The sequence below is a fragment of the Pseudomonas sp. AC532 genome, assembly GCF_979258965.1.
In genome coordinates this window covers 375,611-387,796 of record NZ_OZ409888.1, presented here as the reverse complement: position 1 = coordinate 387,796, position 12,186 = coordinate 375,611, and the positions used below count along the sequence as shown (strand labels likewise).

The 12,186-nt window shown below is 64.7% G+C and carries 12 protein-coding genes; 9 read left to right on the top strand and 3 right to left on the bottom strand.

What is annotated here, in order from left to right; translation table 11 throughout:
* Window positions 1–200: 200 nt before the first annotated feature.
* Window positions 201–677 (top strand): hypothetical protein, encoded by a 477-nt coding sequence (locus tag ACZ0AV_RS01910; RefSeq protein WP_499149473.1) that lies wholly within the window; start codon window positions 201–203, stop codon window positions 675–677.
* A gap of 9 nt (window positions 678–686) precedes the next feature.
* On the opposite strand, the gene ACZ0AV_RS01905 is transcribed toward ACZ0AV_RS01910, so the two are convergent.
* Window positions 687–1,574, bottom strand: a complete 888-nt coding sequence (locus ACZ0AV_RS01905; protein WP_499149472.1) for a polyprenyl synthetase family protein — start codon at window positions 1,572–1,574, stop codon at window positions 687–689.
* Between the two features lie 253 nt (window positions 1,575–1,827).
* Between ACZ0AV_RS01905 and fni the strand changes: the two genes are divergently transcribed.
* Genes fni through crtB form a run of 5 tightly spaced genes read left to right on the top strand, consistent with a single transcriptional unit; the run spans window position 1,828 to window position 7,799 of the window.
* Window positions 1,828–2,883 (top strand): type 2 isopentenyl-diphosphate Delta-isomerase, encoded by a 1,056-nt coding sequence (gene fni, locus ACZ0AV_RS01900; protein ID WP_499149471.1) that lies wholly within the window; start codon window positions 1,828–1,830, stop codon window positions 2,881–2,883.
* The gene (locus tag ACZ0AV_RS01895) at window positions 2,880–4,151 is read left to right on the top strand and encodes a glycosyltransferase (RefSeq protein ID WP_499149470.1); all 1,272 of its coding nucleotides are present in this window, start codon (window positions 2,880–2,882) and stop codon (window positions 4,149–4,151) included. Before fni ends, ACZ0AV_RS01895 begins: the two co-directional genes overlap by 4 nt.
* Window positions 4,148–5,314 (top strand): lycopene beta-cyclase CrtY, encoded by a 1,167-nt coding sequence (crtY, locus tag ACZ0AV_RS01890; RefSeq protein WP_499149469.1) that lies wholly within the window; start codon window positions 4,148–4,150, stop codon window positions 5,312–5,314. Before ACZ0AV_RS01895 ends, crtY begins: the two co-directional genes overlap by 4 nt.
* A complete protein-coding gene (locus ACZ0AV_RS01885) occupies window positions 5,311–6,801 on the top strand; it encodes a phytoene desaturase (protein WP_070883707.1) in 1,491 nt (496 codons plus the stop codon). Before crtY ends, ACZ0AV_RS01885 begins: the two co-directional genes overlap by 4 nt.
* Complete coding sequence (gene crtB / locus ACZ0AV_RS01880) at window positions 6,798–7,799, top strand: 15-cis-phytoene synthase CrtB (RefSeq protein WP_499149468.1); 1,002 nt, start codon at window positions 6,798–6,800, stop codon at window positions 7,797–7,799. The genes ACZ0AV_RS01885 and crtB overlap by 4 nt, the downstream gene beginning before the upstream one ends.
* Here the strand turns inward: crtB and ACZ0AV_RS01875 are convergent.
* On the bottom strand, window positions 7,681–8,217 hold the full coding sequence (locus ACZ0AV_RS01875; RefSeq protein ID WP_499149467.1) for a sterol desaturase family protein: 537 nt from the start codon (window positions 8,215–8,217) through the stop codon (window positions 7,681–7,683). The two genes, crtB and ACZ0AV_RS01875, sit on opposite strands and share 119 nt — an antisense overlap.
* A 509-nt stretch (window positions 8,218–8,726) precedes the next feature.
* Here ACZ0AV_RS01875 and ACZ0AV_RS01870 point away from each other — a divergent pair.
* From ACZ0AV_RS01870 to ACZ0AV_RS01860, 3 genes are all read left to right on the top strand, one after another.
* Complete coding sequence (locus tag ACZ0AV_RS01870) at window positions 8,727–9,899, top strand: hypothetical protein (protein ID WP_499149466.1); 1,173 nt, start codon at window positions 8,727–8,729, stop codon at window positions 9,897–9,899.
* The gene (locus ACZ0AV_RS01865) at window positions 9,899–10,624 is read left to right on the top strand and encodes a ferritin Dps family protein (RefSeq protein ID WP_499149465.1); all 726 of its coding nucleotides are present in this window, start codon (window positions 9,899–9,901) and stop codon (window positions 10,622–10,624) included. Before ACZ0AV_RS01870 ends, ACZ0AV_RS01865 begins: the two co-directional genes overlap by 1 nt.
* 147 nt (window positions 10,625–10,771) lie before the next feature.
* Window positions 10,772–11,041, top strand: coding sequence for a hypothetical protein (locus ACZ0AV_RS01860; protein ID WP_499149464.1), 270 nt, complete (start codon window positions 10,772–10,774; stop codon window positions 11,039–11,041).
* 67 nt (window positions 11,042–11,108) lie between these two features.
* Here ACZ0AV_RS01860 and galE read toward each other — a convergent pair whose 3' ends face one another.
* Complete coding sequence (gene galE, locus ACZ0AV_RS01855; protein WP_499149463.1) at window positions 11,109–12,155, bottom strand: UDP-glucose 4-epimerase GalE; 1,047 nt, start codon at window positions 12,153–12,155, stop codon at window positions 11,109–11,111.
* Between the last annotated feature and the right edge of the window lie 31 nt (window positions 12,156–12,186).

Here is a 12,186-nt window from a genome sequence, read left to right as displayed (position 1 = left end):
CGCCAGACCGGCCATGCACAAGGATTGTCGACCCCGCCTCGGCGGCGGCGATCACCCTACAAGGTACAGGCAGGCGCTTACTACGTGCATTGCACTGTCAGGCTGATCACCCCGGCGGCATGCCGGGTGCCGCAAAACATTTGGCAAGGAGGGGCGCTGGCCTCTATTGTGCTGCGACTTTTTCGACAAGACGGTCTGCCATGAAGCCTCTCTCCCTCCTGTTGCTCGGCATCATCTGTTCCTCCGCCTGGGCCGCCGATGCCCCTGCGACGGCGCCGGCCCCCGCCGCGCACTGGACGCTGCTGGATCAGTTCGAGAAGGCATATACCCTGGATGACAATGCCCGGGTGGTGCTGGTCGCCCGCAGCATGTCGACTGCACAACTGGTCAACGGAGCACTGGAAGAGCAGCCGGCGGGTTTTCTCGAATCTCGCCACGTGGTGTACGTAGCCGATATCGAGAAGATGCCGTCGCTGGCGAAGATGGTGGCGATTCCCGCCATGCGCTCGGCCAACTTCCGCATCATGCTCGACCAGACCGGCCGCGTTGCCAGCCGCTATGACGGTGACCGGGAAACCGTGCAGTGGCTGGAGCTCGAAGACGGCAAGGTAACCCGTGAGCAGCGCTTCACTGACGCAGCAAAATTGCGCAGCGCCCTGGAGGCACTGCCGGAGTAAGCTGAGCCTTCAGGCGAACAGCATGTTCAGAAAACGACCGATGTACAGGTCACCCCGGTACGCCTGATCCAGGCACTCCTGGGCCTTGGCCAGGTGACCGTCGAGGCGCTCGCGCACCCGCTCCTCGCCGTACAGGGCCAGCAGGGTCGATTTGCCATCGTCCTTGCCCTGGTCCTTGGCGTTGTTGGGGTTGGCATCCTGCAGATCATCGTACAGCTGTACCGCGTGGCCGAGTTCCTCGGCGAAGCACTGCAATACGCTGCGCAGCGGCTGCGGTGCATCGCTGATCAGATAGGCCATGTCCATGATCGCGCTGAACAGCACACCGGTTTTCAGGTTGTTGGTCGCGGCGATCTCTTCTTCCGAGCGGGCATGCTTGCCGTCGCGCAGGTCCTGCAACTGGCCCTGCACCAGGCCCTGGGAGCCAACCGTGTTGGCAACGATCTCCACCAGTTGGGTGCGCACTAGCGGCCGCAGGCCCTCAATCGAGGCAACCACGCCGAACGCCCGCGCCAGCAAGGCGACGGCGGCGAGGATGGCGATGTCCTCACCAAACGCGAGGTGCACGGTTGGGCGGCCGCGGCGGATCTGCGCATCATCCATGCAGGGCATGTCGTCGAGAATCAGCGAGGCGGCGTGCACCATCTCGATAGCGCAGGCCAGGTCCAGAGATTGTTGCTGATTGGCACCCAGGCCATTGGCGGCCAGCAACAGCAACAGCGGCCGCATGCGCTTGCCGGGGGCCAGCGCGCCATCGCGTACGGCGGCGGCTACCAGGTCTCGTTCGTTGCTGACTGCAGGCAGCAGGGCATCAAGGCGGCTATCGATCGCCGCGCGCAGTTGTGCCAGGTGTTCGGTAAATCCGCTGTCGATCGTTGCAGTCGCATAGGCTGTCATCGTTCCCTCTCTTCTCTTGTATTCCCGCAACACCTGGACACGTATTCAAGTACTGCAGGAGCGCGGCAACCAAGGATCCTGACACCGAAATGATCGCAACTGAAGCCGCTTTGTAATATTGGAACGTCTAATGCGTGCAGTTGCCTGATAATGTGGCCAATTCGGGCCGGCTGGCTATCGACATGCTATTCGATTATTCCGTTCTGGACAGACCGCATGCACCCCAAAATGATTCCTGCGCAATGGAGCCTGCATGAATAATAGCGACCTGAGTCGGCGTAAGGATGACCATCTGGATATCGTTCTGGATCGGCACAAGGCGGCGACCTGCGTCGATGCGGGTTGGTCGCGCGTGCACTTCGAGCATTGTGCCCTGCCAGAGCTCGATCTGACACAGATTGATCTACGCGCGTCGCTGCTCGGCATCACGCTGCAGGCGCCGCTGCTGATCAGTTCCATGACCGGTGGCGCGCAGCGCGCCGAAGCCATCAACCGCCACCTGGCCGAGGCTGCTCAGGAACTGGGCATCGCCATGGGGGTCGGCTCCCAGCGCGTCAGCCTGCAGACCGGCAATGACAAGGGCCTCACGCGTGAACTGCGCCGCCTGGCGCCAAGCATTGCGCTGCTGTCCAACATCGGCGCGGCGCAGTTGCTGGAACCCGACGGCCTCGACCTGGCGCGTCGCGCCGTCGACACCCTGGAAGCCACTGGCCTGATCATCCACCTCAACCCGTTACAGGAAGCCGTACAAGCCGAAGGCGACCGCGACTGGCGCGGCGTGCTGACCCAGATCGCGCGCATCACTGCCAGCCTGCACGTGCCGGTGATCGTCAAGGAAGTCGGTGCCGGGCTCTCCGTCTCGGTGGCTCGCTCGCTGGTCGAGGCTGGTGTGCAGGTGATCGACGTGGCCGGCGCCGGTGGTACCAGCTGGGCGGCCGTCGAAGGCGAGCGCGCGGCGAACGAGGCGGATCGCGCCGTGGCCATGGCCTTCGCGGGCTGGGGCATTCCTACCGCGACCGCGGTAGCGTCGATACGCGAGGCGCTGCCGGAGGTGACGCTGATCGCATCCGGCGGCGTGCGCGACGGCGTGGACGCCGCCAAGGCCATTCGCCTTGGCGCCGACATCGTCGGCCAGGCGGCCAGTGCGCTGCCCGGTGCGACACTGTCGACCGAGGCGGTGATCGAGCATTTCCAGGTCGTGATTCGCCAACTGCGCACCGCCTGCTTCTGCACCGGCTCCGCCAACCTGGCCGCGCTGCGCAATGCCCGGCTGCTTTCGACAGGCTCCTTACGAACGACTCAAGCATGACCCACTTCGCCGTCATCGCCCCGCCCTACTACAGCCACTTTCAAGCCCTGCAAGCCCTCGCCGTCGAGCTGATCGAGCGGGGCCACCGGGTGACCTTCTTTCATCAGTCGGACGCCGCGCACTGGCTCAGTGACCCGCATGTCGCGTTTCGCTCGGTCGGTGCCGGCAGCCATCCGCCAGGCAGCCTGGAGCGCACCCTGCGCCAGGCCGCCCGACCGGACACTCCCTGGGGTCTGCGCCGGATCATCAAGCAGATGGCCGGCACCACCGCCATGCTCTGCAACGAGCTGCCTGGCGCGCTGGCCGACAACCAGGTGGACGCCCTGCTCTGCGACCAGATGGAGCCGGCCGGCGGGTTGGTGGCGGAAGGCCTGGGCCTGCCGTTCGTATCGGTAGCCTGCGCGCTGCCGGTCAATCGCGAGCCTGGCCTGCCGCTGCCGGTGATGCCGTTCGCCTACGCCACCGACGAGCGCAGCCAGCACATGTACCGTGGCAGCAGCCAGGTCTATGACTGGCTGATGAAACCGCTGGGCACCGTCATCAACGATGCGGCACGGCGCCTCAACATCGCGCCGCGCACCGCCCTGCACGACTGCCTGTCGCCCCTCGCGCAGATCAGCCAGACCCTGCCGGGCTTCGATTTCCCGCGCAGCCAGCTGCCCGACACCTTTCATGCCGTCGGTCCGCTGCGCAGCCTGGCGACAACGCGCGAGGGCGAGTGGCCCATCGATAAACAGCGGCCTTTCTTTTTCGCCAGCCTCGGCACGCTGCAGGGCGACCGCCTCGGCCTGTTCGAGCGGATCGCCCGTGCCTGCCGTCGCCTCGACGGCCAGTTGCTGATCGCCCATTGCGGCAAGCTGAATGCCGCCCAGGAGCGTCGACTCATCGACTGCGGCGCCACCTGGGTCACCGACTTCGCACCGCAACAATGGGCGCTTGAGCAGGCCGATGCGGTGATCACCCATGGCGGGCTGAATACGGTGATGGATGCGATTGCCGCGCGCACACCCATGCTGGTGATGCCCATCGCTTTCGATCAACCCGGCGTAGCGGCGCGCGTCGCCTATCGCGGCGTGGGTAGCCAGCTCAGCCGCCGGGCCAGTGCCTCGCGCATCGAGGCGGCTCTGCGCGCACTGCTCGCAGAGCCGTTACCGGGTTTCGACGGGCTGATTGCCGAACTGCAGCAGGCCGGTGGTGTGCCGCGGGCTGCCGATATCGTCGAGGCAGCGGTCCTGCCATCCACCATGGAGCGCGCTGAAGGCCTATGACTTACGACTTGATTCTCGCCGGCGGCGGCCTGGCCAACGGTCTGATCGCCTGGCGCCTGCAGCAGCAGCGGCCCGATCTCACGGTGCTGTGCATCGAAGAGCAACCGCAGCTGGGCGGCAACCACACCTGGTCCTTCCACGACGGTGACCTGAGCGAGGCCCAGCATCGCTGGCTGGCCCCGCTGGTGGTGCAACGCTGGTCGAGCTATCAGGTGCACTTCCCGTACCTGTCACGCACCCTGGAAAGCGGCTACGCGAGCATCACCAGCGAGCGCTTCGCTCAGGTCGTTACCTCAGCTTTGGGCTCGAGGCTGCGCCTGGGCGCGCGGATCAGCGAACTGAGCCCGACCCACGTGACCCTGGAAGATGGCGAGCGGCTGCAAGCCCGTGCCGTGATCGACGGCCGCGGTGCACGCGCCAGCCAGCAACTGGTGCTCGGCCAGCAGGCCTTCGTCGGCCAGTTGCTGCGCCTGGAGCAACCCCACGGCCTGACGGCGCCGATCATCATGGACGCCCGGGTGCCACAGGGCGACGGCTACCGCTTCGTCTACGTGCTGCCCTTCTCGCCCGACACGCTGCTGATCGAAGACACCCACTACGTCGACCACCACCGTGCGTCCACCGAGCAGTTGCGCGCGCACATCGCCACCTATGCCCATCGCCATGGCTGGAAGATCGCCGAGTGCCTGCGTGAGGAACAGGGGATTTTGCCGATCACCCTTGCGGGTGACTTCGAGGCCTTCTGGGACGAAGCAGCCGGCCAGCCGTTGTCCGGCCTGCGCGCGGGGCTGTTTCACTGCACCACCGGTTATTCCCTGCCCCACGCAGTGCGCCTGGCCGACTGGCTGGTTGGCTATGAGCTGCGTGATGCGGCCACCCTGGCCCATGACCTGCGCGCCCATGCACGCGGTGAATGGCGCAACCAGGGCTTTTACCGTCTACTCAACCGCATGCTGTTCCTGGCCGGGCGCCCGAAAGACCGCTGGCAGGTGATGCAGCGTTTCTACGGGCTGCCTGCCGGGCTGATCGAGCGTTTCTACGCCGGCAGCAACCCATGGCAAGACCGTGCGCGCATTCTGATCGGCAAACCACCGGTGCCCGTCGGCGAGGCCATGCGTGCGGCCGTCCGTCATTCCCCCCAGCATTTCGAGACTCGTTCATGAACCAAGCGAAAACAGCCATCGTCATCGGCGCGGGATTCGGCGGGCTGGCCCTGGCCATTCGGCTGCAGAGCGCCGGCTTCCGTACCACGCTGCTGGAAAAACGTGACCAGCCGGGCGGCCGCGCCTACGTGTACCGCGATCAGGGCTTCACGTTCGACGCCGGGCCCACGGTGATTACCGACCCCAGCGCCATCGAGGAACTGTTCGTGCTCAGCGGCCGCAAGCTTTCCGACTACGTGGAAATGCTCCCGGTTGCGCCCTTCTATCGCCTCTGCTGGGAGGACGGCACGCAGTTCGATTACGCCAACGACCAGGCTGATCTGGATCGGCAGATCCAGGCGCTCAACCCCAGCGACGTAGAGGGTTACCAGCGTTTTCTCGCCTATTCCCGCGCGGTATTCAAGGAAGGCTACCTGAAGCTCGGCGCGGTGCCGTTCCTGTCGTTTCGCGACATGCTCCAGGTCGGCCCGCAGCTGGCTCGCCTGCAAGCCTGGCGCAGCGTTTATTCGATGGTGTCGAAGTTCGTCGAGCACGACAAACTGCGCCAGGCGTTCTCGTTCCATTCCCTGCTGGTCGGCGGCAATCCGTTTGCCACCTCCTCGATCTACACGCTGATCCACGCCCTGGAGCGTGAATGGGGCGTGTGGTTTCCCAAGGGCGGCACCGGTGCATTGGTGCAGGGCATGGTCAAACTGTTCGAAGACCTCGGCGGCACCCTGGAGCTGAACGCCGACGTGGCGTCCATCGACACCAAGGGCAACCGCGCAACCGGCGTACGCCTGCAGGACGGCCGTCATTTCGCGGCTGACTGCGTGGCCTCCAACGCCGACGTGGTGCATACCTACGACAAGCTGCTGGCCGAACACCCGCGCGGCCGCCAGGAAGGGCGTAGGCTGAAAGGCAAACGCTTCAGCAATTCGCTGTTCGTGATCCACTTCGGTCTCAAACGCCCGCAGCCTCAGCTGCAGCACCACACGGTGTGCTTCGGCCCGCGCTACCGCGAGTTGATCCAGGAGATCTTCCACGGCCACACCCTGGCCGAGGATTTCTCCCTCTACCTGCACGCCCCCTGCGTCACCGACCCCAGCCTGGCGCCGCCCGGCTGCTCGAGCCACTACGTGCTGTCGCCGGTGCCGCACCTGGGCAACGCGCCCATCGACTGGGAAGTCGAAGGCCCGCGTTACCGTGATCGCATCTTCGACTACCTCGAAGAGCACTACATGCCGGGCCTGCGCGACGATTTGGTGACCTGCCGGATTTTCACCCCCAACGATTTCCGCGATGAGCTGTACGCCTACCAAGGGTCGGCGTTCTCGCTGGAGCCCGTGCTGCAGCAAAGCGCCTGGTTCCGCCCGCATAACCGCGACGCGCAGCTGGAAAACGTCTACCTGGTCGGCGCCGGCACCCATCCAGGCGCCGGTGTTCCCGGCGTGATCGGTTCGGCGAAGGCAACGGCCGGCTTGATGCTCGAGGACCTGCAGCCATGAGCAGCACTGCGCCGGACGATCAGGCGCTGATCGAACATGCCAACCAGAGCATCGCCGTTGGCTCGAAGAGTTTTGCGGCAGCCTCGAAGCTGTTCGACGAGCCGACCCGGCGCAGCGCCGTGATGCTCTACGCCTGGTGTCGCCACTGCGATGACGTGATCGACGGTCAGCAAGCCGGCCATGACGCAGTGACCATCAGCCGTGAGGAAGCAGAGCGGCGCCTGGCCCACCTCAAGGCGCAGACGCGCGCGGTGTACGCCGGCGGCGAGCTGGACGATCCCGCATTCGCGGCCTTTCGCCAGGTGGTGCGTGCCCACGGCATTCCCGAGCAGCATGCGCTGGAGCACCTGGCGGGTTTCGAAATGGACGTGGTGGAACGCCGCTACCAGACCATCGATGACACCCTGCAGTACTGCTACCACGTCGCCGGTGTCGTGGGGCTGATGATGGCCCGGGTGATGGGCACCCGGGACGAAGCGACACTGGACCGTGCCTGTGACCTGGGCCTGGCGTTCCAGCTGACCAACATCGCCCGGGATATCGTCGACGATGCCGCTGTGGGCCGCTGCTACCTGCCCGAGCAATGGCTGGCTGAACTGGGAATACCGCGGGATCAGGTCGGCGCAAGCCAATACCGCCCGGCAGTTGCAGTGCTCGGTCAGCGCCTGGTGGCACTCGCCGAGCCTTATTACGCCAGCGCCCAGGCCGGGCTCACCGCCCTGCCCTGGCGCTCGGCCTGGGCAGTGGCAACTGCGGGAGCGGTGTACCGGCAGATCGGCGTGAAGGTGTCAGCGGCCGGCGAACAGGCCTGGGACGCGCGCATATCCACCTCAAAGGCGGAGAAGATCGGCGCGGTACTGACCGGTTTGCAGCGCGCGCTTACGAGTCGTGGCGCCCGTTGGCCCGCTCGCCCTGCGCAGCTGTGGCGACGTCCGCATCCGCCTTGCGCAGCGGCCCGTCATGCATCGCCCGTAACTGAGCCTTCAGACGCGCCGTAGAAGGCGCGTAGAGAAACCCGAACGACACGCAGCGCTCCTTGCCGTCCACGGCGTGGTGCATCAGATGCGCCTGGTACAGGCGCTTGAGGTAGCCGTTGCGCGGCACGAAGCGAAACGGCCAACGGTGGTGCACCAGGCCGTCGTGCACCACGAAATACAGCAGGCCGTAGGCGGTCATGCCAGCGCCAATCCACTCCAGCGGATGCATGCCCTGAGTCCCCAGGGCGATCAGCACGATGGCCAACCCGGCGAACACCACGGCGTACAGGTCGTTCTTCTCGAACCAGCCTTCGCGCGGTTCGTGGTGCGAGCGATGCCAGCCCCAGCCCCAGCCGTGCATCACGTATTTGTGGGCGTAATAGGCGACGCCTTCCATCGCCGTCAGCGTGGCGAAGAACACCAGCGCATTGACGATCATCGCGCCACCGCCACGCGAGGGCTGAAGCGCTCGTTATGCCAGCGCTCGTCAAACCAGGTGCGGTGATACATCGGGTGGGTGTGGCTGCTCAAACGCATCGCTCCGTTATGCCTGTGCTATCGACCGCCGTCGCTGCCATCCGCTCCATTTTCAAGGAGCTTGGCTGCTTGGGGTGACGATGAAAAGTCGCACCATCCTACAAGAACTGCGCGGCGCTCGCCGCACTGTTGCGGCCGAACTGCGGCCGGCCTGGACGAGCGGAAAAAAGTACCGCCGTTCAACGGCTTGACGCCCTCGCAAGCGCCAGCGCTGCAAAGCGGTCCCTGCAGCGGCAACGCCCCGCCACATGGGGCTTCAAGCGGCAAATCCAGCCTACTCCATACGAGCCGGCGAACGAAGCGGCCACTTGTCGCAGGCCTGCAATGGCCGGAACTCGGGGGCAGTCGACGAAGAATGGTGCGCGAAACAGTGTGCCGCTATCCGTGAAAACCGATGATGGAGGCTCAACCATGAGCATGATCGACACCCTGTTGGAGAACAAGGGAACGCCGCTGGAGAAGCAAACGTTCACCTGGCGCGAATTGGCCAGTAGGCCCATCAGCAAGCTGGACGACGACGCCTTCACCCGCGTGCGGGTAATCCTGATGAACGGCGTCGAGTCGGACGCCTTGCGCCTCAAGCATTTCGGTGCGCGTTTCAACAAGGCACTGCAACTGCCGCTGGCACAGATCCGCCGCGTCGAGCATCACCAGATGACCGCCATCAACTGGCTCCTGTCATCCGACCATTCGCCGCTGGAAACCACCGTGGCTTACGAGCAGACCGCCATCGAGATCACGGCTGCAGTGGCCCAGAACGAACCCGACCCTTACCAGGCGCAAACCTATCGCTTCGGCCTGCTCGAAGATTTCGACCACCTCTACCGCTACGCCGCGATGCTCGACCGGCTGGAGGGCAAGGACGCCAACAACATCCTGCAGGGTTACACGGACATCATTCCAGGCAGGCCGACCAGTGAACATCACCGCGCACCGGAAGATGACCTTCGCGACAGCTATGAGAAGGACAACGCCGCCCTGATCACCAAGATCCATGCCGCGCTGATCACCGGGGCCGAGTACCAGACCCACGACTACTACATGAACATCGGCCCGCTGTTCGCTGACCCGGTGGCGCGGGCGCTGTACGCCGAGATCGCCTCCGTTGAAGAGCAGCACGTAACCCAGTACGGCTCGCTGCAGGACCCCAGCGAAAGCTTCATGGAGAAGTGGCTGGTGCACGAGGCGATGGAGGTCTACACCTACGCCAGCTGCGCCGAGCAGGAAGACAACCCGCGCATCAAGGCGCTGTGGGAGCGCTTCGTGGACTACGAGCTGGGCCACCTCAACCTGGCCTGCGAGCTGTTCAAGCAGCACGAACGACGTGACCCGGCCGAGGTACTGGGCGGCCAGTTGCCGAAGATGATCGCGTTCAAGAGCCAGCGTGACTTCGTTCGTGAAACCGTTTCCCGGGAGGTCGATTTGCGCGCTCACGGCGTCGACTATGTGCCCAAGGACAAAGAAAGCCGCGCCTCGCTCGACTACCGGTCGCGCCTCAACGGCGAAGGCGTGCCGGCCAACGTGGTGTCCGCCGGCTACACCTGGAAACCCGGCACCGAACTCAACACCGCGGGAGAACAATGATGAGCGAACGTCAAGTGAACATCGGCATGAACCGAACCGGCACACAGATGGCGCCAGAAGCCACTCAGCAACAAGTCGAAGCGACTCGCCTGTTCCCCGCAGACATCCCCGGCGATATGCGCAGCTACACCGAAGCGCGCCAGCAGGCTATCGGCACGGCCGAACGGGTTGGGTCGGTGCCGCCGCCGGCCTCGGCTAAGGGAATGGTGAAAACCGCAATCGACAAGGTTATCGGCAGCAACCCGGAGGTACTGCTCGACAAGCTCGGCGAGCGCCTGGCCTTCGAGCGCACCGGCGTGCGGCTGTATGAGGCGATGATCGCCAAGGCCACTTCCGCCGTCGGCGCGACGCCGGCCATGGTGGCAACGCTGCGGGAGATCCAGGCTCAGGAACTCGAACACATGAACCTGGTACGCGAAGCAATCGAAACACTAGGCGGCGACCCGACCACCATGACGCCCTGCGCCGACGTGGCTGCCGTCAAGGCCCAGGGCGTTTTGCAGGTATTGACCGACCCGCGCACCACGCTGTCGCAATCGATGAGCGCGATCCTGACCATCGAATTGGAGGACAACGCCGCTTGGGAATTGCTGATCGAACTGGCCCAGAAGGCCGGGCATCCGTTGATTGCCGAAGGGTTCAAGCCTGCCTTCGAACAGGAGGAACTGCACCTGGCCACCGTGCGCGAGCTGATCCGCCGTGACTTGCTCGGGCAGGCAACCTGACACCCGCGCCCTTGCCCAACTGGACGGCCGCCTGCGGGCGGCCTGCTTGTCTGCCGTCGCTTCCGCTCGTCGTGCTGGTGGAGCCTGGCCGAAGCGTGGCAGTCAACCACTGCACACCCCACGATGCGCTGTAGAAGGCAATGCCCGATGATTGAAACCGAGAAAGACAGGGAACTCAAAGCGTGGCGATTGCTGCTCGAAGATGACGCCTACCGGCTGGACTGCCCCAAGGACTACCACGCCACACTGATACAGCGCGCCGATGAGCTGCTGCAACGTGATGTGCTCTGCCGTGACGACTGGCAGCTGCTGGTGACCGCTGCCGACCAAGCCTATGAAACGACCCTCGATGCCCTGGCGGACAAGCAGAACGACTGCCTGCCGCTGTCGACGCTGCGACTGCCAGACATGCCATGACGGCCCGTTCGCCGGTCAGCGCAGCCCGCCGTTCGCCCTCACGGCCGGGCCACGCTGTTTTCCTGCCCTAGCTGGCCAGTACCTCTGCCGGTGCGGCGGTCATTTCCTGATAACCCTGCGGGTTCATTTTCTGCCAACGCCAGGAATCGGCGAGCATCGCATGCAAGCCGCGGTTGGCACGCCACTGCAATTCGTTCCTGGCTTTACTGGGGTCTGCCCAGCACTTGGCGATGTCGCCAGGACGTCGCGCGACGATCCGGTAAGGCAGCGCTCGGCCGATCACCTGCTCGAAGGCATGGACCATCTCCAGCACCGAATAGCCCTGCCCCGTGCCCAGGTTCCACACGGACACACCGGTAGTCCGGTTGAGCCGCTCCAAGGCACACAAGTGTCCCTCGACCAGGTCAACGACATGGATGTAGTCGCGGATACCGGTACCATCGCGGGTCGGGTAATCGCCGCCATAGATGCTCAACTGCGGCTGCCGGCCCACCGCGACCTGCAGCATGTACGGCAGCAGGTTGTTGGGAATGCCGTTGGGGTCTTCGCCGATCAGGCCCGACTCGTGAGCGCCGACGGGATTGAAGTAACGCAGCAGCGCAATCGACCAACGCGGGTCCGAGTGGGCCAGCGCCTTGAGCACGTTTTCCGCCATCAGTTTCGACTGCCCATACGGGTTGGTCGGAATGCCGGTGGGGCAATCCTCGCGGATCGGCATGCTCACCGACTCGCCATACACCGTGGCCGAGGAGCTGAACACCAGTTGGAAGATCCCGGCATCGGCCATCGACTGGCACAGGGTAATGCTGCCCGCCACATTGGTTTCGTAATAGCGCAGCGGGTCGCGAACGCTTTCGCCCACCGCCTTGAGCCCGGCGAAGTGCATCACCGCCGTGACCGGCCAGCGTGCGAACACCTCATCGAGCAACGCGCGGTTGCGAATGTCGCCCTCGATGAAATGCGCCTGGCGCCCGGCAATCAAGGCAACGCGGTCGAGCGACGCCCGCGAGCTGTTGCACAGATTATCGATAACCAGTACCTCATGGCCGGCCTGCAGCAGTGCGAGCACTGCATGAGAGCCAATGTAACCAGCACCCCCTGTGACCACTATCATGTCTGCCTCCGCTGAAATCAGGTCGCTCGTT